This is a genomic window from Anaeromyxobacter oryzae (assembly GCF_023169945.1).
Taxonomy (GTDB): domain Bacteria; phylum Myxococcota; class Myxococcia; order Myxococcales; family Anaeromyxobacteraceae; genus Anaeromyxobacter; species Anaeromyxobacter oryzae.
Genome location: NZ_AP025591.1, coordinates 6,085,276 through 6,107,389 on the forward strand (window position 1 = coordinate 6,085,276; position 22,114 = coordinate 6,107,389).

General features: G+C 73.4%; 17 protein-coding genes and 1 tRNA gene. 9 read left to right on the top strand and 9 right to left on the bottom strand.

Annotation, left to right across the window (positions count from 1 at the left end; genetic code table 11):
* Positions 1-129 precede the first annotated feature (129 nt).
* On the top strand, positions 130-2,394 hold the full coding sequence (locus AMOR_RS26645; protein ID WP_248355749.1) for an alpha,alpha-trehalose-phosphate synthase (UDP-forming): 2,265 nt from the start codon (positions 130-132) through the stop codon (positions 2,392-2,394).
* A gap of 37 nt (positions 2,395-2,431) precedes the next feature.
* On the top strand, positions 2,432-3,226 hold the full coding sequence (otsB, locus tag AMOR_RS26650; RefSeq protein ID WP_248355750.1) for a trehalose-phosphatase: 795 nt from the start codon (positions 2,432-2,434) through the stop codon (positions 3,224-3,226).
* Positions 3,227-3,266: 40 nt separating this feature from the next.
* On the opposite strand, the gene AMOR_RS26655 is transcribed toward otsB, so the two are convergent.
* The 3 genes from AMOR_RS26655 to pheA form a co-directional block, all read right to left on the bottom strand.
* On the bottom strand, positions 3,267-3,743 hold the full coding sequence (locus AMOR_RS26655) for a type II TA system antitoxin MqsA family protein (protein ID WP_248355751.1): 477 nt from the start codon (positions 3,741-3,743) through the stop codon (positions 3,267-3,269).
* A 54-nt stretch (positions 3,744-3,797) separates the two neighbouring features.
* Positions 3,798-4,517 carry a sigma-70 family RNA polymerase sigma factor gene (locus AMOR_RS26660; RefSeq protein ID WP_248355752.1) on the bottom strand — a complete coding sequence of 240 codons (720 nt, stop codon included), beginning with the start codon at positions 4,515-4,517 and terminating at the stop codon, positions 3,798-3,800.
* A 72-nt stretch (positions 4,518-4,589) separates the two neighbouring features.
* Entirely contained in the window at positions 4,590-5,708 is a 1,119-nt protein-coding gene (gene pheA, locus AMOR_RS26665) for a prephenate dehydratase (protein ID WP_248355753.1), read from the bottom strand.
* 148 nt (positions 5,709-5,856) lie between these two features.
* On the opposite strand from pheA, the gene AMOR_RS26670 reads away from it, so the two are divergent.
* The gene (locus tag AMOR_RS26670) at positions 5,857-7,374 is read left to right on the top strand and encodes a YiiX/YebB-like N1pC/P60 family cysteine hydrolase (RefSeq protein WP_248355754.1); all 1,518 of its coding nucleotides are present in this window, start codon (positions 5,857-5,859) and stop codon (positions 7,372-7,374) included.
* Positions 7,375-7,452: 78 nt separating this feature from the next.
* Positions 7,453-7,526: transfer RNA gene (locus AMOR_RS26675), tRNA-Arg, on the top strand.
* Between the two features lie 269 nt (positions 7,527-7,795).
* On the opposite strand, the gene AMOR_RS26680 is transcribed toward AMOR_RS26675, so the two are convergent.
* Positions 7,796-8,254, bottom strand: a complete 459-nt coding sequence (locus tag AMOR_RS26680) for a hypothetical protein (RefSeq protein WP_248355755.1) — start codon at positions 8,252-8,254, stop codon at positions 7,796-7,798.
* A gap of 1,140 nt (positions 8,255-9,394) precedes the next feature.
* Here AMOR_RS26680 and AMOR_RS26685 point away from each other — a divergent pair.
* Complete coding sequence (locus AMOR_RS26685; protein ID WP_248355756.1) at positions 9,395-9,916, top strand: hypothetical protein; 522 nt, start codon at positions 9,395-9,397, stop codon at positions 9,914-9,916.
* Positions 9,917-10,148: 232 nt separating this feature from the next.
* Here the strand turns inward: AMOR_RS26685 and AMOR_RS26690 are convergent, their stop codons facing one another.
* Positions 10,149-11,384, bottom strand: a complete 1,236-nt coding sequence (locus AMOR_RS26690) for a right-handed parallel beta-helix repeat-containing protein (protein WP_248355757.1) — start codon at positions 11,382-11,384, stop codon at positions 10,149-10,151.
* 350 nt (positions 11,385-11,734) lie between these two features.
* Between AMOR_RS26690 and AMOR_RS26695 the strand changes: the two genes are divergently transcribed.
* A complete protein-coding gene (locus AMOR_RS26695; protein ID WP_248355758.1) occupies positions 11,735-14,446 on the top strand; it encodes a carboxypeptidase regulatory-like domain-containing protein in 2,712 nt (903 codons plus the stop codon).
* 132 nt (positions 14,447-14,578) lie between these two features.
* On the opposite strand, the gene AMOR_RS26700 is transcribed toward AMOR_RS26695, so the two are convergent.
* The 4 genes from AMOR_RS26700 to AMOR_RS26715 all read right to left on the bottom strand — a co-directional run bounded on the left by AMOR_RS26700 (position 14,579) and on the right by AMOR_RS26715 (position 18,155).
* Positions 14,579-14,953: a hypothetical protein gene (locus AMOR_RS26700; protein ID WP_248355759.1), complete on the bottom strand. Its 375-nt coding sequence runs from the start codon at positions 14,951-14,953 to the stop codon at positions 14,579-14,581.
* Between the two features lie 239 nt (positions 14,954-15,192).
* The gene (locus AMOR_RS26705) at positions 15,193-16,449 is read right to left on the bottom strand and encodes a DegT/DnrJ/EryC1/StrS family aminotransferase (protein ID WP_248355760.1); all 1,257 of its coding nucleotides are present in this window, start codon (positions 16,447-16,449) and stop codon (positions 15,193-15,195) included.
* Positions 16,446-17,015, bottom strand: a complete 570-nt coding sequence (locus AMOR_RS26710) for a sugar transferase (protein WP_248355761.1) — start codon at positions 17,013-17,015, stop codon at positions 16,446-16,448. The genes AMOR_RS26705 and AMOR_RS26710 overlap by 4 nt, the downstream gene beginning before the upstream one ends.
* Positions 17,016-17,246: 231 nt before the next feature.
* The gene (locus AMOR_RS26715) at positions 17,247-18,155 is read right to left on the bottom strand and encodes a hypothetical protein (protein ID WP_248355762.1); all 909 of its coding nucleotides are present in this window, start codon (positions 18,153-18,155) and stop codon (positions 17,247-17,249) included.
* 154 nt (positions 18,156-18,309) lie between these two features.
* On the opposite strand from AMOR_RS26715, the gene AMOR_RS26720 reads away from it, so the two are divergent.
* The 3 genes from AMOR_RS26720 (at position 18,310) to AMOR_RS26730 (ending at position 22,103) form a co-directional block, all read left to right on the top strand.
* Positions 18,310-19,554, top strand: a complete 1,245-nt coding sequence (locus AMOR_RS26720; protein WP_248355763.1) for a glycosyltransferase family 4 protein — start codon at positions 18,310-18,312, stop codon at positions 19,552-19,554.
* Positions 19,551-20,762, top strand: a complete 1,212-nt coding sequence (locus AMOR_RS26725; RefSeq protein WP_248355764.1) for a DegT/DnrJ/EryC1/StrS family aminotransferase — start codon at positions 19,551-19,553, stop codon at positions 20,760-20,762. Before AMOR_RS26720 ends, AMOR_RS26725 begins: the two co-directional genes overlap by 4 nt.
* A 279-nt stretch (positions 20,763-21,041) precedes the next feature.
* Entirely contained in the window at positions 21,042-22,103 is a 1,062-nt protein-coding gene (locus tag AMOR_RS26730) for an O-antigen ligase family protein (protein ID WP_248355765.1), read from the top strand.
* The last annotated feature ends 11 nt before the right edge of the window (positions 22,104-22,114 follow it).

The following is a 22,114-nucleotide window of genomic DNA, read 5'->3' on the forward strand; positions in this document are numbered from 1 at the left end:
GGCCGCATCGCGCGAGGGTCGGGCGTCCAGCCCCGCGAAAGGGCGCGCGCGCCGCGGCGCGGATCCCAGGGAGGTCGGACGGGGAGTGTGGCCGTTGCGACGCAGCGGCGACGTGGCCTACATGCCGGAGTGCGGACCTTCCTGCGCGTCACCCTGCCGTTGCTCGCGGGACTGGCACTCCTCGCCTGGGGTGCCGCGCTGGTCGTGAACACGACGGCGCGGTCGTGGTTCCTCCGCGACGTGACGCTGCGCGCGCGGCTCGCGTCCGCCGGGGCCCAGCAGGCGCTCGCCGCGCACCTCGTCGCGGGCGAGCAGGGCAAGATCGCGACCCTGCTCGACGCCCTCGCGCGGGACGAGCGGATCCTGGCCGCCGCGGTGTGCTCGCCGACGTTCTCGGCCATCGCCAGCACGACCGGCTTCCCCGAGCGCTGGTCCTGCGAGGTCCTCGGCGCGGCGCGGCCGCCGGCGACGGCGCCGCTCGTGGATCTCGACCTCGCGGCGGCGGGCGAGGGCGGACCGGTGCACGTCAGCATGCACGCCATCGAGGCGGACGGCGCCGTGCGCGGGACGCTCGTCCTCGTGCACGACATGAGCTACCTCGCGCGCCGCGAGCGCGCGATGAACCGGTTCACCTTCGGTGCATTCGCGGTGTTCGGGCTGCTCGCGTCCGTGTTCACGGTCGTGGTGCGCCGCGCGTCGTGGCGGAGCTGGACCGACGAGCTCCGCCGCCTGCTCTCGGTCGCGCGCTTCCCGGGCGCGACGCCGGCCAAGGCGCCGCCGGGCGCGTTCAGCCCGATCCTGGCGGATCTCCGCGCGCTCCTCGCGGAGGTGGCGGGGGAACGCTCCTCGGCGGAGCGAGGGCCCTGGTCGCGGGAGCGGCTGCAGCGCGTCCTGCGCGAGACGCTGCACGGCGATCGCGTCGTGATCCTCGCGAACCGCGAGCCGTACATCCACGAGCGCGGCGAGGACGGCGCGGTCCGCGTGCAGCACCCGGCGAGCGGCCTCGTGACGGCGCTCGAGCCGGTCATGCGCGCGTGCTCCGGCACGTGGGTCGCGCACGGCAGCGGCCCGGCGGACCGGGAGACGGTGGACCGCGACGACCGGATCCGCGTCCCGCCCGGCGAGGAGTCGTACGCGCTGCGCCGGGTGTGGCTCTCCCGCGAGGAGGAGCGCGGCTACTACTACGGCTTCTCCAACGAAGGGCTCTGGCCGCTCTGCCACATCGCCGACACCCGGCCCGAGTTCCGCGTGGCCGACTTCCGCCAGTACGCGCGCGTGAACCGGCGCTTCGCCGACGCGGTCGCCGAAGAGGTGACCGGGCCCGATCCGATCGTGCTCGTGCAGGACTACCACTTCGCGCTCGCGCCCCGGATGATCCGAGAGCGGCTCCCGCGCTCCACGATCATCACCTTCTGGCACATCCCCTGGCCGAACGCGGAGCGGTTCGGGATCTGCCCCTGGGAGCGCGACCTCCTCCAGGGGCTCCTCGGGAGCAGCATCCTCGGGTTCCACACCCAGCAGCACTGCAACAACTTCATCGACGCGGTGGACCACTACCTCGAGGCCCGCATCGACCGCGAGCGGCAGGCGGTCGTGCAGGGCGGCCGGGAGTGCCTGGTCCGCAGCTACCCGATCTCCATCGAGTGGCCGAACCGCTGGGCGGAGGCGGCGCCGCCGCCAGCGGAGTGCCGGCGCGCCGTCTTCCAGGAGCTGGGGCTCGGGCCCGACGCGCTCCTCGGCGTGGGCGTCGACCGGCTCGACTACACCAAGGGCATCGAGGAGCGGCTCCTCGCGGTGGAGCGGACGCTCGAGCGCTTCCCGCACCTCGCCGGCAGGTTCACCTTCGCCCAGCTCGCGGCGCCCAGCCGGACGCTCATCGCGAAGTACCGGGCGCTGAACGAGGGCGTCGAGCGGCTCGCCGCGCGCATCAATGCGCGGTTCGGCTCCGGGTCGTACCGGCCGATCGTGCTCGAGCGGGCGCACCACGAGCCCGCGGCGGTGTTCAGGTACCTGCGCGCCGCGGACGTCTGCTACGTGAGCAGCCTCCACGACGGGATGAACCTCGTCGCGAAGGAGTTCGTGGCAGCGCGCCAGGACGAGCGCGGCGTCCTCGTCCTGAGCCGCTTCACGGGGGCGGCGCGCGAGCTCACCGAGGCGCTCCTCGTGAACCCCTACGACCTCGAGGAGGCGAGCGCGGCCCTCGCGACCGCGCTCGGCATGACCGCGGCGGAGCAGGCGGAGCGGATGCACGCCATGCGCGCCGTCGTCGCCGAGCTGAACGTGTACCGGTGGGCGGGCCACATGCTCGCCGACGCGGCGCGCGTCCGGCAGCGCGGCCGGCTCTCGCAGCGGCTCTCGATGGGCCTGCGCGCCGTGGACGGCGCGCCGCAGTGAACGGAACGGCCGGCGTGACGCCGGCGAGGGGGCGCCGATGATCCCGATCCTGAGCCCGGACGCCCGCGGCGTCGTCGACGCGCTCGCCCGCGACCGCACGATGCTCGCGTTCGACTTCGACGGGACGCTCGCGCCCTACGTCCCCCGCCCCGAGGACGCGCAGCTCCCGCCGGCGACGCGCGCGCTCCTCCGTACGACGGCGCTGCTCTACCCGTGTGCCGTCGTGTCCGGGCGCGCCCGCGCCGACGTGGCCGCCCGCGTGAGCGGCATCCCGCTCGTCGCCGTGGTGGGAAACCACGGTGCGGATCCAGGCTTCGGGCCCATCGACCGGCGGCTCGCCGATCGGGTCGCGGCCTGGATCCCGGCGCTCCGCGCGGCGCTCGCGAGCGAGCCCGGCGTCGTCCTCGAGGACAAGCGCCTCAGCGTGGCGCTCCACCACCGCGCGGCGCCGTTCGGGCCCATCGCGCTCCGCCACATCCTCCGCGCGACGTCGCGGCTCGAGGGCGCGCGCGTGTTCGCGGGGCGCGACGTGGTGAACGTCGTGCCCGCCGGCGCGCCGACCAAGGGCGACGCGATCTGCGCGCTGTGCGATCGCCAGGGGACCCGCCTCGCCGTGTACGTCGGCGACGACCGCAGCGACGAGGACGCGTTCCGGTGCGACGCGGTGCGGATCGCGATCCGCGTGGGCGACACGCCGGCCTCCTCCGCACGCTTCCACCTCCCCGAGCAAGGGGCCGTGGACGAGCTGCTCCGCGTGCTCGTGGCGGCGCGAGCGCGGCAGGACGGGCTCGGGGAGCGGTGGGAGGGGTTCGTCCGCGCGGTCGGGGCGTGAGGAGACGCTGCGCGCGGGAGGTCGGCGGGGCGCCGCGCCGTCAGCCGAGGTCGACGCGGACGACGCCGGGTGGCACGCGTCCGTCCGCCAGCACCGCGAGCCGGTCGCGCGTCGTCGTCCTCCCGTCCACCGCGTCCTGCACCATCGCGCAGACCGCGACGAACGCCGCGCGGTTCGGGGGGACCTTGCCGGTCTCCCAGTGCGACATGGTCTCCGGGGTGACGTCGAGGAGGCGGGCGAGGTCGGAGGCCCGGAGCCGGAGCGCCTTGCGCATCGCGCGGAGCGCCTCTCCGCCGCGGACCCCGGCGTCGGCGAGCGCGCAGCACGCCGCGAGGCGAAACCGCGCGGCGGTCGCCTCGTCCACGTGCACGCCGTCGCACCGGCCGCAGCGACGGGCGGGGACCGCCGCGGACGCGATCACGGCCGAGCCCGGAAGCTGGAAGTTGAGCGTCTCCGTCGTGTGGTCCAGGTCGCCGGTCCCGCAGCGCGGACAACGGGCGGTGTCGGATGGGTCCACGGCTCGCTCCCGGGGCGGAAGAGGTGATCGCGAAGAGGTGATCGCCCTCCGCGCCTAGGCGGCGCGCCGCTCCGCCTCGGGCTGGAGATAGCCGCGGAGGAACCGCTTCGTCTGGGTCTCGACCTGGCGCACCCGCTCGCGCGACACGCCCCACCGCTGCCCGATCCTCTCGAGCGTGTCGGGCGGATCCTGCTGCAGGCGCGTGTGGATGATGTCCCAGCCGAGCTCGCCGATGCGCCCGCGAACCCTGTCGAGTGCGCCGCGGACCTGGCGGTCGCCTTCCGCGGCCGCGTACACGTCGGCCGGGCCGGGCCCCTCGTCCTCGATCCGATCGAGGTACGAGACGTCCCCGTCCTCGCCGAGCGGGCTGTCGAGCGAGAGGTCCGCGAGGGCGACGGTCCCGCTCCGAGGCCGCACCGCCGAGCGCGCCTGCTTGAGGTACCGCCAGACGTACGCGCGGATCCACCAGACGGCGTAGGTCGAGAAGCGCGTCCCGGCGTCCGGGTCGAACTTCTCGATGGCGCGAACGAGCCCCAGGTTGCCCTCCTGCACGAGCTCGTCGAGGGGGATCGTCCCCCGCGCCTGCTTCCGCACGAACGACACCACGAGCGGCAGGTGCCGGGCCACGAGCTCGTCTCGCGCCGCGATGTCTCCGTCCCGCGCACGCGCTGCGAGCGCCCGCTCGGCCTCCCGCGAGAGAGGCGGCCGTGCACGCGCCGCCGCGAGCGCCGGCGCCAGCGCTCCCATCTCCGACTTCATCGTCTCCCTTTTCATGACATGTACTGAACGGGCGACGGTTGAAGAAAATTCAAGCGACGCGATCGAACGCCGTCCGGAGGTCCGGGCTCACCGCGCGAGGGGCTCCGCACGGGGATAGCTCCCGAGGAGCTTCACGCCCGCGCTCACGGCCCGGAGGTCGGCGAGCGCCGCGGCGACCGCCTCGTCGGTTTCGTGTCCCTCGAGGTCGAGGAAGAAGGCGTACTCCCAGGCCCGTCGCCCGGTGGGACGGCTCTCGATGCGGGTGAGGTTCACGCCGCGCCGGGCGAGCGGCTCGAGGACCCGGAGCAGCACGCCTGGGCCGTCCTTCACGCTGACGACGAGGCTGGTCCGATCCTTCCCGCTGCGCGTGGACGGCTTGCGCCCGAGGACCCAGAAGCGCGTCGCGTCCCCGCCGGCGTCCTGCACGCCTTCCGCGGCGATGCGCAGATCGAACAGCCGCGCCGCGACGTCGGGCGCGATCGCCGCGCCCTCGGGGTCCTCGCGCGCGAGGCGGGCGGCCTCGGTCGCGCTCGACGCCACGAGCGGCGTCGCCTGCGGCAGGTTCGCCGAGAGCCAGCGCTCGCACTGCCGGAGCAGCTCCGGCTGCGCGTAGACGCGCCTCACGGCGGCGCGATCGACGTCGTGGTGGACGAGGAGCGCGAGCTCGAGGGGGAGCAGGATCTCCGCGACGACCCGCAGCTCGCTCTCGAGGAACGCGTCGAGCGTCGGGTCCACCACGCCCTGCGTCGCGCTCTCCACGGGGACGACGCCGTAGTCGGTCTGGCCGCCCTCGACGGCGTGGAACACGGCTGCGATGGAGCGCTGCGGGAGCGCGTGCGCGGAGAGGCCGAACTGGTACTTCACCGCCTGCTGGGAGAACGCGCCCTCGGGCCCGAGGAACGCGACCCGGAGCGGCCGCTCCAGGCTGAGGCACGCGCTCATGATCTCCTGGAAGACGGGGCGGATCGCCTCGCGCGGGAAGGGACCGGCGGCGAGCGCCTCCAGGCGCGCCAGGATCTCCCGCTCGCGCGCGGGCACGTGGAACGGAGCGGAGGGCTGCGCGGCGCGCTTGTGCTCGCCGACCTCCGCGGCGATGCGGGCACGCTCGTTGAGGAGCGCGAGGATCCGCTCGTCGATGGCGTCGATGAGCGTGCGGAGCTCGACGAGGGTGCGCGGCGCGGCGGTCGGTGGTCCGGAGGTCGTCATGGCTCCTGCCCAGCAGAGGGGAAGGCGACGAACATAGTACGGGAGCGGACCTCCCTGCTGTTCGGCGAGCCTGCGGGCGAGCCGCGACGGAGCGCTTGCCGGCTGTGCACCCGGCGTGACAAGGTCCGCCGCAGGGAGGGAGGGGCGGATGGGATCGAGGACCGGGAGGCGACCGCTGCGGATCGCGGGCGGGGTCTTCGCCGCGCTCGCGGCGGCCTACGGGGTGCTGCTCCTGCCGGACCCGGAGCCGCCGCCGCCCCCGCCCGCGCAGGACCCGGCGGTGCGCGCGTTCGCCTGGAACCAGGACGCGTCCTGGGATCGGCTCGAGGAGCGCTGGGCGCACGCGCGCCGGGCGGGTTGCGGGGCGGTCGCGCCCGGCGTGAGCGCCGGGCTCCGGGAGCTCGAGGTCCGCATCGATCGCCTGCGGAGCGGCGCCTTCGCGGCCGACGCGCCGATCCTCGCCGAGGCGGAGCAGGCGGTGTTCGAGCTCGGTCCGCGCGTCGGTGCCTGCCCAGAGCGCCTCCCCGAGTACCTCGACGCCGTCGTCCGGCTCCGCGACGCGGTGAAGCGGCAGTCGGAGCGCTGGAGCATGGCCGACCGCGCCACGCGGGAGGCGCTGTACCGGCTGCTGTACGGCGGCCGGGCCGCCGTCGAGGAGGTGATCCTCCAGGTCCCGCCCGGCGCCGCGCCACCCGCGCTCACGCCGGGTACCGACGAGCCCTCGGCGACGCCCGCCGCCTCCATCCTCGGCGTGAAGGTCCACAGCGGGGACATCCTCGTCTCGCGCGGCGGCGCCCCGATCTCGGCGCTGATCGCGCGCGGGAACGACTTCCCGGGGAACTTCTCCCACATCGCGCTCGTCCACGTGGACGCGGCGACGGGCGTCGTGAGCATCGTGGAGTCGCACATCGAGCGCGGCGTCACCGTGTCGACGCCGGAGGACTACCTCCGGGACACGAAGCTCCGGATCATGGTCCTCCGGCTGCGCGCAGACCTCCCGGCGATCGCCGCGGATCCCATGCTCCCGCACCGCGCCGCCACCGCGGCGCTGGAGAACGCGCGGACGCGTCGCATCCCGTACGACTTCGCGATGGACCGGGAGGACGCGACCCGGCTGTTCTGCTCGGAGGTCGCTGCGGACGGGTACCGCCGCCGTGGCGTCGCCCTGTGGATGGGGCTCTCGCACATCTCCTCGCCCGGCCTGCAGCGCTGGCTGGCCGCGCTCGGCGTGCGCCACTTCGAGACGCTCGAGCCGTCGGACCTCGAGTACGACCCCCAGCTCCGGATCGTCGCGGAGTGGCGCGACCCGGACACCCTCCGGAAGGACCACTACGACAGCGCGGTCACGCAGGCGATGCTCGACGCGGCCGTGGCGGGCGCGCCCCTCCGGTACGACCGGTGGAAGCTCCCGTTCGCCCGCGTCGTGAAGGGATACAGCGTCCTCCTGAACGCCCTCGGCGCCGTGGGGCCGGTGCCGAAGGGGATGAGCGCGGCGGCCGGCCTCCGGAGCTCGTGGTACGCGGCGCGCCACGCGGAGCTGCGCGCGCGCCTGGAGCGCCGCGCCGACCAGCACCGGGCGGCGGCCGGCTACCCGCCGCCGTTCTGGCGTCTCGTCCGGATGGCGCGCGAGGAGCTGGAAGCGCTCGGGACGGTCCGGCCCGGGTGAGGGGAGGGGCGCTCGCCGCTCCCGGTCGCCGCGTTTTCGCTGCTGCGGCCGGTCGCCGTGGTATATCCGCGACCGCCTGGCCCCGTAGCTCAGGTGGATAGAGCGGCGGTTTCCTAAACCGTAGGCCACGTGTTCGAGTCACGTCGGGGCCACTCACTCCCTCTCGCAGGATGCCGGGCGACCGCGCCTGGCGCGGTCGCCCGGGCCGGACCCGGCGGATCTCGAGGTCAGTGCAGCTCGCCCTCGTCGCCGCCGTGTACCCGCTCGTCGTCCGGTGCCTCGGCCGGCCGGCCATGGGCCAACTCCGGTGAAGATGGGCCCAGTGGCCGATCGCCCGCGGCCCACGGCCCGTCCGAGGCGACTCGACCCGGGGAGGCGTCCCGCCGGGGCGTGCTCCAGCCCGGGCCCGCCGGTACGGATCTCACACGTCGCAGTCGAAGTCCGTGCCGCCCAAGCGGCGGACGGCGCCGTCGTGGAGCTGGAAGAGGAACAGCCCGCGCTCGCACGCCGAGTTCCCATTCGTCTCCACCACGAGGAGGCGCAGCGCGAGGTCCGGGAAGGCCGTCAGGTACGCCGCGCGGATCGCGATGGGCGCCCCGCTGCCCCAATCCAGCTCGCGATCGAGGGACACCTCCTGCGTGCCTCCGCCTGCGTCCGGGATCCGGATCGTGATCCGCTCGCCGTCCACCGTCCACGCGCGCTTGGGCAACGCGCAAGGCGGGTCGAACCGGGCGGGCTGCGGGAGCCACGCGACGATCGCGGGCCCCGTCGAGTCCGGCAGCGAGACCACCGCCCGGCCGGAGTAGCGGCGAGGAGCCGTGTCGCAACCCTGGCAGTCGACGGTGGGGTACACGACGCCCTCGAGGCGGACCTCGGTCACCTGGAGGACGGCGCGCGGTGGTGAAGGCGTAGTACGCGCCGCGCCGCTCGCCGGCAGGGACGTCGAAGCTGACGGCGGGGCGCGGGACGAACATCACCTCCTCGTTCATCGCCAGCACCTCGCGCTCGACCATCCGGCGCACCTTCGCGCGGGCCGCCGGCGGCAATGGCGCGTCGTCCGGGATCCCGCCGATGCTCCGCGCGAGGGCCTTCCAGTCGTGGGACGGTGGAGCCTCGACGTCGCGATACCCGGGCTGCGACAGGCCGAGGCTCACGAGGGCGGGGGTCGCACCGGCGCCGATGGGCGACGGCGTGTCGCGCGCCGCGGCCGGAGGCGGCCCGCAGGAGGGCTCCGCCGGCGGCCTCCCGTCGAGCATCGGGGCGAGGAGGACAGCCGCATGGTTCCGCCTCGCCTCGTCCCGCTCGGCGCGGGATCCGGCCAGGGCGCGGGCGACGGCGCGCTCCGATGCGTCGTAGGTGAGCGCGCACGTCGCGAGGGCGCCCTCCGTGCCGTCGGCGAGCCGGACCGAGGAGCGACCCTCCTGCCGCTCGACGACGGCGACGAGGGTACCCGGTGGAACCGGTCGCGGCCGGCCGTCCGGGAGGCGCAGCTCGACGGGCCAGAGCACCGCCGCCTCGACGTCCCCGGGCTCGGCGGCGTCGCCGCCGGCCGGCGCCGGGGCGGGAGGCGGCGGTCCGGCCGGCGCTGGGGGCGCGGCGACCGGAGCCGGAGCCGCCGGCGGAGCGGCGTTCGCGACCCTCGCCGCAGACCGGGGAGCCGGCGGGCGGGGCTCGTCCGCGTACGGATCGGCGTCGCGTGCCATCGTCACCGCGAGCGCGGCGAGGGCCGCCGTCAGGAGCAGCAGGAGCACGAGACGTCGATCGGGCACGTTCCCTCCCTTGCGAGGAGCCACCGTGGCGCCGGAGCGGCCCGAGGCTCACGGTTCGCCGCGAGTGCATTGGTAGCCGATCACCGGCAGGCCCCGCGAGGCGATTCCGTCGCGGGCGCCTCCGCAGCCCAGCCGGCCCCGCCGCCGGCCCGCCGCTCACCGCTTCGCCCGGGGTGAGCCATCAGCGGTCCAACCTGGGGCGAGAACATCCAGAAGCTCGCGTGCCGCGCTAAGCTCGCACGACGCACCGTATGAGCCTCCTACCGCTCGTCCTCGCTGGCACGCTCGTCGCCCAGTACACTCCCGCACAGCATCCACTGACCGCTGGCACGCTCGTCATCCGGTACGATCCCGCACAGCATCCCCCGGACGCTTGCCTGCGCGTCTTCGACGTCGCGCTGAATCGAGACAAGCCTGTCGCCGACCTCAGGGCCTGCGCCGGGACCCGCTCGCCCGTGCGCTTCGATTACCAAGGTCCCTTCTGGTGGTGGGAGATCTTCATCTCGCCCGAAGCCTTCGACGCGCTCGTGAGCTTCGCGAGGTCGCGAGCAGCGGAGTTCGACGCCACGAGGAGCGACGGGAGCGATACCGCATTCGAGATCTCCTGGTTCGAGGGGCAGGTACCCAGGTCGTACGTGATCGGTCCTGACCGCGCGTGCCGATTCCTCGCGGACCTCGGCGACGTGGCGGCGTCCAAGGGCGAGCCTGACGTCGCGAGGTGGGCGCACACCACGATGAAGCGCGTGCCCCACTGTTCATCGACGGTGAAGTAGCTCGTTCGTCGGGAACGGTCGTACAGCGACACGGTGATCGGCTGGCACCTCGACGCGTGGCGCTCCACGAGACCGATCGTGCTCGAAGAAGCGCGGTCGATCTCGGGCGACGCGCAGCACGATCAGGGCGGCGTCGGAGGTGCTGGAAAGGAAGGGCCGCCCGGCGATTCCTCGTGGGATCGCCGGGCGGCCGCTGGGATGCCCGGTGCCTTCGCGGAGCGCTCCGCGCCGATCAGCGCCAGGTGTTGTTCGTCTGCGTCACGTTCACCCAGCCGCTGTTGGTGATGCTCACGCCCTGGGAGGCGTCTCCGGTGTTGTTCGAGATCTGGATGTTGCCCCCCAGACCGCCCGGCGGAAACTGCCACCCGGAGGCGTGATACAGCATCACCGCGACCGCGCTGGGTGAGTTGAACGTGTTGTGATCGATCGTCACGTTCCAGACATTGTCGATGCCGTTCGGATTCGGCTCGACGTCGATGGTCGTCACGTACGAGTTCGACTTCTGCATCGTGTTTCCCGTGATCGACAGGCCGTTCACGTGGATGACCGCCACGGCGCAGCGGCGCGGGTTCCTGATGTCGTTGTTGCGGACGGTGATGTTCTTGCTCTGCGCGGTGGTGAACGCGCCGCCGCCCACGTAGACGCCGTCGCCCCGCTGGTTCTCGATCAGGTTGTTCTCCACCACGACGTTCTGCGACCCGGCGATGTGGACACCCGACGTGTGCTCGGCGCTGTCCACGCCCGTCCACCCGCCGTCCAGGTGAAGCCCCCGCACGGTGAGTGTCGACGTGCCCGTGTAGTTCACGATCTGGAGCTGGGAGTCGCCCCAGTCACCGCTCGGATTCTCCAGCTGGATCTCGGGCATCGACCCGTCGCCGAACACGGAGTTGAAGATCTTGATGCCGTTCGTGATGCGATAGCGGACGGCGGGGGCCGTGACGAGGAGCGGCTTCCGGGTGTTGGCGGCCGCCTGGATGGCCGCGGTATCGTCGGTGACGCCGTCGCCCTTCGCGCCGTACGCCTTGATGTCCACTGCATCCGGCGGGATCCCCGGGGTCGGAGTCGGAGTCGGAGTCGGGGTCGGAGTCGGAGTCGGAGTCGGGGTCGGGGTCGGCGCGGTCACGGTGATCGTGGCCGTGGCGGTCTTCGTCGTGTCCGCGTTGCTCGTCGCGACGACCTGGTACGTGCCCGCCGAACCGGGCGCCGTGTAGAGACCCGCGGCGGTCACGGAGCCGCCCGCCGCTCCCTGGATGATCGACCAGCTCACCGTGGTGTTGGCCGTCCCCGAGACGGACGCGGTCAGTGCGAGCGGGCGGTCTGGCTGGACGGATGCCGTGACCGGCGCGACGGAGACGGCAACCGTCTGCGCGCCTCCGGCCGTCCCGGGATTGGTCTCGTCGACGTCCGCAGGGCCACAGGCGAAGGCGATGGCCGCGAGCACTGCGATCCCAACCTTTGCTGTATTCATTACACCTACCCTTTCAGGTATCTCGGCCCCCTGCAGGCTGACTTGGTTCGCTGCCCCTTGATCAGGGGACAGGCGGGTAAGCTCAGACCACAGGGCGAGGTCGGGAAAAAAGGCTTGTTGTAGGGGATCAATCCACCCCATCGGGTGCCGCCTCGCGCCTGGATTCCCCCAACAGGGGACCCGGGGGCGCCAGGAGGGATGCGGGACGCGCTGCAGCCGTCGTCCCGTCGTGACGGGCTGCCGCACCCCTGTTGGCGCGTGGCATGGTGACCGGGAGCGGGGAGGGGCACGAGCTCCAGGCGGCCGGTGGGGCGGGCCCGCGCAACGGACACGGACGGACCTGGGGTGCCATGAAGCGCCATCGAGCGACGTGGGGCGGGGCGATGCTTGCGTGCGTGCTGGCGAGCTGCGCCGGCGAGAAGGGCCCCGCGGGCCCGAAGGGCGATCCGGGTCAGCCGGGCGCTCCGGGTGCTCCGGGCGCTCCGGCGTCGACGACCGGGATCCTCGCGGGAAGCGTCACGGACAGCGTGGCCGGGGACCCGCTGAGCGGCGTCGTGGTCACCGCGGCCGACTCTGCGGGCGCGGTCCTCGGGACCGCCACCACCGGCGCCGACGGGCGCTTCGCCCTGACCGTCGTCGCGGGCCCGATGGAGGTCTCGTTCCAGGAACCGTTCCACACCTCCCCGAGCCCGCTGCCCGTCGGCGTCATCGCGGGGCGTACGCTCGCGCTCGCCGTCACGTTGAGCGAATCCGGGAGCGGACGCCCGAGCGTCAGCATTGCCGCGCCCGGGAACGACGTGGGGTACGGCGCGACCGTCCAGCTGACCGCGACGGCGAGCGATCCCAACGGCGACGCGCTCACCTACGCGTGGTCCAACGCGACCTCGCCGGCGCTCGGCGCGGTGAGCGGCGCCGGCGCGACGGGCTCGGTCGCGATGCCGACGCTCGCGGAGGCCTTCGCCTTCCGGGCGGACCCGGGCAACCCCGGCCAGTTCGTCTCCGGGTACCGGCTCGAGGACCGGCTCGGCGTGCTCCCGATCACCGGCGACGCGCGCGGGCAGGTGATCGCGACCGTGACCGTCCTCGACGGCCGCGGCCAGAGCGCGAGCGCGTCGCTGACGCTCAGCGCCGCGAGCGTCTCACCCGGCCTCCGCGACGTTGCGGTCGGCACGCGCGTCTACCTGAACAGCGGCCACGACGCGGGCAACGCATGGTCCCTCACGGCGGTCCCCGGCGGATCGAGCGCGGCGCTCGACGACGCGACCAGCCGCACGCCGTCGTTCGTGGCGGACGTCGCCGGCGAGTACGACCTCTCCGAGTCGGCCGGCGCGCTGATCCTCCGGGCCGGCAGCTGGCGGGGCATGATCGCCGGGGGAAGCGGGGACACCGTCGCCGTCGAGTCCGACTGCACGCTGTGCCACCAGGGCACCATCGCCCCCGACGTCTTCACGCCATGGCGCTCGACCGGCCACGCGACCCAGCTCACCCGCGGCATCGACGGCAAGCTCGGCGCGTCCTACTCGGCGAGCTGCGTCGAGTGCCACTCGGTCGGCTACGACACCGGCGCGTTCAACGGCGGGTTCGACGACGCGGCGACCGCCGCGGGCTGGACCTTCCCGACCGCGCTCCTCTCGACCAACTGGGAGGAGATGCTCGCGACGGCGCCGACGGTGGCGCGGCTCGCGAACGTCCAGTGCGAGAGCTGCCATGGACCGCAGAACTCGGTGGCCCACACGCTCACGTGGGTGAACGGCGTCAGCACCCCGTTCCTCTCGCCGCGCGTCTCCTACGCCGCCGAGGCGTGCGCGCCGTGCCACGGCTCGGGCGCGCACCACATCTACTCGGAGTGGGCCACGCCCGCCGCCCCGGACGCGAGCGGCGTCGCCATGGGTCACTCGAACCGGACCGCCGCGACCACGATCGGCTCCGGGCCCACCGGGCTCAACGCGAGCTGCGGCCGCTGCCACACCGCGCAGGGCTACGGCCTCTACGTCGGGCTGCTGCTGCAGGGCAAGGTCGCGCTGAACTCGGTCCCTGCCTCGGTGCTCGCCCAGGTGACCGCCGCGAACGCGGAGCCGGTCACCTGCTCAGCCTGCCACGACCCGCATGATGCGACCAACCCGAACCAGCTCCGGCTGTACGGCGACACGCCGCTCCTGCCGTCGGGGTTCGCGGGCCACGGCCTCGGGAAGGGAGCGGTGTGCGTCAGCTGTCACAACAGCCGCAACGGCGTGCAGACCGGCAGCGACGCGCTCACGTACCTCCACGAGGACGGCGAGCCGTACAACGCGGGCAACCCCACCGGCTACAGCGCCCCGCACCAGGCCTGTCAGGGCGACGTCTTCGCCGGCCGCAACGCGTACTTCCTCGGCGCGAGCCTGCCGATGACGTCGCGGCACGCCGCCGTCCAGGACACCTGCGTCGGGTGTCACATGGAGCTCCAGCCGGAGGGCTATCTCGCGCACGGTGCGCCGGCGCGGAGCGGCCATCTCTTCCGGATCCTCGACCAGGACCGGGCGGCGCTCTGCTCCGGTTGCCACGGCTCGAACGTCGACGGCGAGGGGATCCAGGCGCAGGTCGAGGCGCAGCTCGACTCCCTGGCCGCGGCGCTCGGCGCGGCGGCGAAGGCGAGGATGAACGCGATCGCGGGCGGCGTGATCCGCGTCCGCGCGTGGGACGGGGCGACCGACCTGTACTCGAGCACGTCGGCGAGCAACGTCGCGGTCGACGTGGTCGCGAACCCGGTCTCCTCCGTCGGCGTCGAGGAGATCCACGGTCAGGTCGGCCTGGTCGTCACCCTCACGACCCCGGTGACCATCCCGTTCGTCGACGCCTCCGGCCAGCCGGCGGGCTCGAAGACCATGTCGACGTTCGGCGTCCAGCTCGGCGCGTTGAAGGACGGCCAGGCCACGCCGGCGGTGCTGTACGGGCTGACCGGGAACTTCGTCCGGGCGGGGTGGAACTACTTCCTGGTGCACGGCGACGCGAGCAAGGGCCTCCACAACCCGAGCTTCGTCACCGCCGTGCTGAACGCGTCGGTGAGACGCGACCTGTCGAACTGAGCGGCGACGGGGCAGGCGCCGGCCACGAGCCGGCGTCGCGTCCGAGGCGGGCTCCCGGTCACGAGATCCGGAGCCCGCCCAGGCCCGGCGCCACCCTGAACGGGCGCCGACGGTGACCGTCGCGGGCGCCGCTCACGCGACGACGGCCTCCGCCTCCGGAGCGGCCTCCTCGCTGGTGTCGTCCGGCGCCGCCTCGGCGCGAACGGCCTCCACGATCCCGGAGAGCAGGTCGATCTCCGGCAACACGACGTACGTCTCCGCGTCCGCGGGGGCCACTTCCGGCGCGGGCTCCGCGCCCATCTCGTCGCCCTCGGGCGCGGACTCCTCGTCTCGGCGCGCCTCGAGCGTGGCGACGAGCTCGAGGTCGTCGACCTCGGGCGCCGTCACGTCCTCCGCCGCTCCCGCCGCGAGCGGCTCGAGCTCGGCGAGCTCGTCGTAGCTCTCGCAGAGATCCTCGGCGGTCCAGCGTAGCTTCTGGCCTTGCGGCTCGATTCCAGGACGGATCATGGTGCACCTCCTGCCTCGAGACCGTGTCCAGTATGCGCCCGCTGCGCGGCGACGAACGTCGTCGCGGCCGTTCCCCGAGATGGCGACCCGACTGGATGGCCCGCATGCTCGCTCGCTCGGTCCGCGTCCTTGCAGAAGGGGGCGATCGGCTCGCCACGGATCCCGGGACGGGGATGCGACGAGCGCGTGGAGCCGTCTCCGGCGGGACGTGCCCTGCGCGCCGATCGCCTCCGATGCCCCTACCGCCGCAACACGGGCACGGCAGCCCCGGCGGCGTCGCGAACAGCGCCCGACGCTCGAACCTCGGGAGCGCGCGCCTCGTCGGAACGGCCGAACGAAGCACGGCGACGCTGAGCTCCGGAGAGCTCGAGCACCGTGTCGATCACCCGGTCCACCTGCGCATCCGTCATCGCCGAGTAGATCGGGAGCGAGATCGACCGTGTGTACGCGTCGTGCGCGACGGGGAAGCTCTCGGGCAGGTACCCGTAGGTGTCGCGGTAGTACGGGTGCTCGTGCAGCGGGATGAAGTGGACGGATGCGCCGATCCCGCGAGCCCTCAGCTCCTCGATGAAGCGGTTGCGGTCCACCGGCGGGACGAGCTTGATCACGTAGAGGTGATGGGCGTTCGTGCGGTCCGCGGGACACGTGAGCAGCTCGATGGCCTCGTCCTCGCGGAACGCGTCGTCATAGCGCCTCGCGATCGCCTCCCGGCGCGCGCACATCGCCTCCGCGCGCGCGAGCTGGGCGAGCCCGAGCGCCGCGGCGATGTCGCCGAGGTTGTACTTGAACCCTGGTGCGACGATCTCGTAGTACCAGCTGCCCTCCGCCGTGTAGCGCTTCCACGCATCGTGCGAGATGCCGTGGAGCGACATGAGCCGCATGCGCTCCGCCCAGCCGGCACTCCCCGTCACCACGGCGCCGCCCTCGCCGGTCGTGATGGTCTTCGTGGCGTAGAAGGAGAAGCAGGTCACGTCCGCCAGCGTCCCGACGTTCCGCCCCTTGTAGCGGCACGGAAACGCGTGCGCGGCGTCGGCGACGACGGGGAGGTCGCGCGAGCGCGCGAGCGCGACGATCTCGTCCATGTCGGCCGGCACGCCGCCGAAGTGGACGGGTACGATGGCCCGCGTGCGCGGCGTGATCGCGCGCTCGATCGCCGCCACGTCGACGTTGTGGTCCGAGGCGCGCACGTCGACGAGCACCGGGACGGCGCCGAGGTAGCGCACCACCTCCGCGGTCGCGGCGAACGTCATCGTGGGGACGATGACCTCGTCCGCCGGCCGGACGCGGGCGGCCTCGAGCGCGAGGTGGAGCGCCGCCGTGCACGAGCTCACCGCGACGCAGTGCGCGGCCTCCACGGCGGCCCCGAACCGCGCCTCGAACTCCTTCGCGCGTGGGCCGGTCGTGATCCACCGCGATCGCAGGACGTCCGTGACGGCGTCGAGCTCGGCGCTCGTGAGGTCCGGCAGCGCGAACGGGATGAAGGCGGGGGAGGTCATCGGAGCAGCACAGCGAGCGTCCTCAGGACCAGCACGACGTCCGTCCCGAGGGACATCTCGTCCAGGTAGCGGTGGTACAGCGCGATCTTCGTGGGCAGCACGACGGCCGTGTACGCCGCCTCCGGGTCCGGCGACGCGCCCAGCGCCGCCTCCTCGTCGCGGTACTCGAGCGCGGCGAAGTCGGTGAGCCCGGGACGGACGGTCAAGATCCGCGCGTACGCCTCGGGGAAGAGTCGGACGTAGCGCTCGACCTCCGGCCGCGGGCCGACGAGGCTCATGTCGCCGACGAGCACGTTCCAGAGCTGCGGCAGCTCATCGAGCTTGTGGCGCCGCAGGAAGCGGCCGACGCGCGTCACCCGGCCGTCCAGCGACGCGGTGACGGACGGCCCGCTCGCGCCGTTCCGCATCGATCTGAACTTGAGGATCGTGAACGGGCGGTTTCCGAGGCCCGCCCGCCGCTGCCGGAACAGCACCGGCCCCGCGGAGTCCAGCTTCACCGCGAGAGCGAGCGCGCCCATCACGGGCGCCAGCACGACCAGCGCGGACGCGGACGCAACGACGTCCATCGCTCGCTTGACGAAGCGGTAACCCCTCGCCACCCGATGCCCCCCGGCTCCGAGCGCTTCTTCGAAGGAGATTCTACTCGGCGACCGGACGAGCGGACGCTCCTCGGCCCGGACGCCCCATCGGCGGACGTTCGCATGGTGGAAAGCGATCGGGGGAGGTAACGCCCAGGTCGTGCGACCGCGGCTACGCCGTGGGCGCCGGCGCCGCGCGCGAGGAGCGGCGGAGCCCGGTCACGTGCCCGGAGCGGTGGCGCGCCTCAACCACGCCTCGCGCCACAGCGGCGGCATTCCGCGTGCGCAGCCGTGGTAGCGCGGGCAGACGGAACCCTCGAGGATGACCGTGTCGCGGACGGCGCGGAGCTTCCCGGTCTCCTCGACGATGATGCGCTCGACGCGCGCCTGCACGCGGAGCGTCTTTCCGCAGTACACCTCGTAGTGGTTCATGAAGCTGAGCCCACGGTGCGTCCCGCGCGCGTCCAGGGTCTCCAGGATCTCGGCCTTGCTCTTCACCTGGACCCACTCTCCGGGCTTCAGCCCCAGCACCTCGTCGGGGCCGTGCGGGGGCGTCGGCCGCGGCGGGCGTCGCGACGCGAGCTCGCGCTCGAGGCGCGCGGCGGCGATGCCGGCGTACATGGAGACGAGCTGCGGCAGCGTCAGCGTGCGGACCCGGAGCATGCGGACGTACTGGCCGGGGCTCCACAGCGGCTCCGCGGGCCGGGTCGCTCGCGCGAGCTCGGTGCCCTGGCAGACGAAGGCGGTCGGATCCGATCGCGGGTGGATCGGGAGCTCGGGTGCCGACGCGGCGTCGCGTGGCTCTTCGTCCGCCGGTCCTTCGACGCGCCGGAGCCAGCGCTCCTTCCAGTAGAAGCTGCACCCGAGCTGACATCCGCCGTGAGACCGTCCGTCGCACCGGAGCCCATCCAGCACGACGGCATCATCGAGCCGGCGGATGGGATGCGCGCCGGGCGGAGCGCCGCGCACGCAGGTCCGCTCCGCGCGGATGGACACGCGGTATCTCCGCCCGCAGTGGGACAGCATCTCCGGCATGAACGGGAGGTGCTCGACCGCACCGTCCTCGTCGAGGGTCGCCAGGATCTCCTTCGCAGGCAGCACCTCGACCCAGTCCCCGACGGACAGCATGGCCTCGCCCCCCGGCAAGCGTTCTCCCCCCGAGCATAGCCGAGAGCATGGGGCGCGTGCGCGCCGCACCCGTCAGCGACGGGCGGCTCCGCGCCGCCGCTGCGGCGCGACCTGCTAGGCTCCGCGCCATCCGTCCCTCACCGTGAGATCGCCGATGCGTCCGACCCGGGTCCTCGTCGTCACGCCGCAGTACGCTCCGGACTTCGGGCCGAGCGCGCCCATCTACACGGCGCTGTGCGAGGACCTGCACGCGATGGGCTGCGACGTGACGGTCGCGACGGCGTTTCCGCACTACGCGGGCGCCGAGCGCCGCTGGGAGGGCCCCCGCGGCCTGTTCGTCTCGCGCGAGCAGAACGGGGTGAAGGTCACGCGGAGCTACGTGTACCGCGTCCCCAGGAGCTCCACCTGGGGCCGACTGCTCTACCACGCGTCCTTCAACGTGTTCGCGACCATCGCCGCGCTGCGCGCGACGAAGCCCGACGTCGTCCTGGCGGACGCGCCGAGCCTCTGGAGCGGCCTTCCGCTGTTCGTCCACGCCATCTTTCCCCGGGTCCCCTTCATCTACACGGTCCACGACATCTACCCCGACGTGCTGATCCGGCTGGGCGTCGTCCGCGACGGCGTGCTCGCGAGCGCCATCGATCGCGTCGAGCGGTTCTTCTACGCGCGGAGCGCCAAGGTGTCGGTGCTCACCCCCGGGTTCAAGGAGAACCTGGTGCGGAAGCGCGTGCCGCCCGACAAGATCGCCGTCATCCCCGCGTGCGTGGACGTCGACTTCGTCCGGCCGCTCCCGGCCGACAACGAGGTCCGACGCGAGATGGGGCTCGAGGGGCGCTTCGTGGTCCTGTACGCCGGGAACATCGGGATGTCGCAGGACCTCGACACGCTCCTGGACGCGGCGCGCCTGCTCGCGGGCGATCCGCGCGTCGTGTTCGTGCTCGTCGGGGAGGGGCCGAGGAAGGCGGAGCTCGAGGCGCGGGTGCGCGCCGACGGTCTCGGGAACGTCCGCTTCTCGCCGTTCCTGCCCCGCGAGCGCGTGCCGCTCCTCTACGCGACGGCGGATGTCGCGCTCGTCTCGCTCAAGCGCGAGATCGTCACCGAGTCCGTGCCGTCGAAGACGTACACGATCATGGCGAGCGGCCGGCCCATCGTCGCCACCGTGGATCCCAGGACGGAGGTCGGGAGCCTCCTCGAGCAGGCCCGGTGCGGACTCTGCGTCGATCCCGGCGACGCGCGGGCGCTCGCCGACGCGATCCTGCGTCTCGAGCGCGACGACGCGCTGCGGGCCGACATGGGCGCGCGTGGCCGCGCGTTCGTGGTCGAGAACTACTCGAGGCAGGTCGCGTCGAGGAGCTACCTCGAGCTCATCCGCGGCCTCGCGAAGGTGGCCGCGTCGTGATCCCGCGCTACGCGCCGACGTACACGTACGCCGACCTGGTCGCCGCGGTCGAGATCGCTCGCCGCGAAGACGCGGGCGAGCGGCTGCGCGCGCGCCTCGCCGAGCTCCACGGGATGCGCCACGTGTTCCTCGTGGAGAGCGCGCGTGTCGGCCTCTACGCGGCGCTCCGGGCCTGGGGGCGGCCGGGGCGGGTCGTGCTCCCTGCGTACGACTGCATCGTGGTGCCCGAGGCGATCCGGTTCGCCGGCCATGACCCGCGGTTCGTCGACGTCGACGAAGGCTCGCTCTCCATGACGCCCGCGGCGGTCCGGGAGGCGCTCGCGCCGGACGTGTCCGCGGTCTTCGCGACGCACGCGCTCGGCATCCCGTGCGACGTGGAGGGGATCCGCGACGCGGTGCGCGGGCGCGACGTCCTCCTCGTGGAGGACGCCGCCGCGGCGCTCGGCGCGCGCGTCCGGGGCAGGATCGTCGGGAGCTTCGGCGACGCCGCGGTCATCAGCTTCCAGGCGACCAAGGTGATCGCGGGAGAGACGGGAGGCGCTCTCCTCACCGACCGCGACGACCTCGCCGAGCGCATCCGCGAGGTGCTCCGCCCGGCGCGGCCACCCCGCGCCGGTGCGCGGGAGCTCGCGACCTCGCTCGCGCGCAAGCTCGCGACCTCGCCGCTGGTGTATCCGGCGACGCACCTCGCGTACCGCGCGATCGGAAGCGAGGCCATGTTCGAGGTGGTCGAGCCGCACTCCGAGATGCCGCCCGGCTACCTCGCCGGGTGCTCGCGGCTGTCGAGTGCGCTCGTGCTGCGTCAGATCGATCGCCTGCCGGCCAACCTCGAACGGCGCCGGAGCATCGCCAGGCGGTACGAGGCCGCCGTCGCGGGCGTTCCCGGGCTCGCGCCGCTCTCGATCCCGGAGGTGTTCGAGCCGTCGTGGATCCAGTTCCCCGTTCGGGCGCGCGACAAGGCGGGCTTCTACCGCCACATGCAGCGTGAGGGCGTCGACGTCACGTGGACGTACCGCTACTCGTGCGCGGACAGCTACGGCGTCCAGGGCTGCCCGGTGTCCCGCGCGGCAGCCGCGACGGTGCTCGGGTTGCCCTCGTATCCAACCCTGTCCGACGAGCAGGTCCGGCACGTGGCCGACGCGGCGCGGCGGTATCGCGCCGGCATCGCTGCGCACGGGGCGGGGGCGCCGCGAGCGAAGGCCGGCTGACGCGCTCGTCCTGGGCCTCGGATCCGCGCAGCCCCGGGCGGACGCCTTCGAGCGCGAGGTCCGTTGCGCTAGAGTTCATGGAAGAGCTTCCGGCGGGCGGTCGCGAGCCCGGCAGGGAGGGAACGCACGAGCGGCGCGGCTCCAGACTTCGACGACGTCCCTCCGGGCGCGACGAGCCTGGCACGCGCGGCGCTCGTCCTCTTCGCCTTCGGCGTCCCGCTGGACAAGCTGCCGCTCACGGGGACCGCGAGCGCGACGTTCGCGATCGGCGTCCTGCTGGTGCTGGGCGGTGCCTGGCAGGTCCTGCGCACGGGGCGCGTCCGGCGGGCGACGTCGCTGCTCGTCGTGCTCACCGCGCTCGTCGCGTGGTCTCTCGCGAGCATGTTGTGGGTGCGCGATCAGAACCTCGGCGTCCTTCGCGCCCAGACGGGCGTGCAGCTGCTCGTCTTCGCCTGGGTGGCCTGGCAGATCGCGCTGGCGCGCCGGGACGTCCGGGCGATGGCGGCGGGGTTCGTCGCCGGGTGCGTGGTCGCCTCGTTCGGAGTGTGGCGTGCGTTCACGGCCGGGGAGATCCTCGAGGAGTACGAGATCCGCTACTCCGCCCCCGGGTTCGATCCCAACGAGCTCGGGATCACGCTCGCGATCGGGATTCCGATCGCGATGTATCTCGCGCGGACCGGGGAGCGCCGGCGTCGGCTCGCCTGGCTCGCGTACGTGCCGATCGCGTTCGTCGCGATCGGGCTGGGCGGCTCGCGCAGCGCGTTCCTGGCCGCGGCGCTCGCGACCGTCGGCACGCTCGCGTTGACCAGCTGGCGGAGTCCCTGGGCGCTCGCGGCGGGTGTCGCGTTCGCAACGATCGGCGGCGCCGTGGCGTGGAGCGTCGTGCCGAAGGAGACGTGGGAGCGCATCTTCACGCTCCAGGAGAGCGTGACGCACGGGACGATGGGAGAACGCCTGCCCATCTGGAAGGCGGGGATCGCCGCATTCGGCCGCCACCCGCTCGCCGGCGTCGGCCTGGGCGGATTCTCGGACGCCGTGGCGTCGCCCCTGGGGCAGCGGACCGTCGCCCACAACGCGCTCCTCTCCGTCGCCGTCGAGCTCGGCGTGGTCGGCGCCGTCCTGTTCCTGGCGGCCGTCGTCTGCGTGGTCCGCGCCGCCCTGCACATCGCCGCGCGCGACAGGACCCTCGTCGCGACGGTGATCGGGACGTGGCTCATCGGCGCCGCGTCGCTGACCTGGGAGCTCGGGAAGGTGACCTGGTTCGTGCTGCTGCTCTGCGCCGCCGTGAGCGCAGTGCCGCGTCGAGACGAGGCGGTCGGCGGGATGGCGCGAGCGGCGTGAGCCCCGTCGCC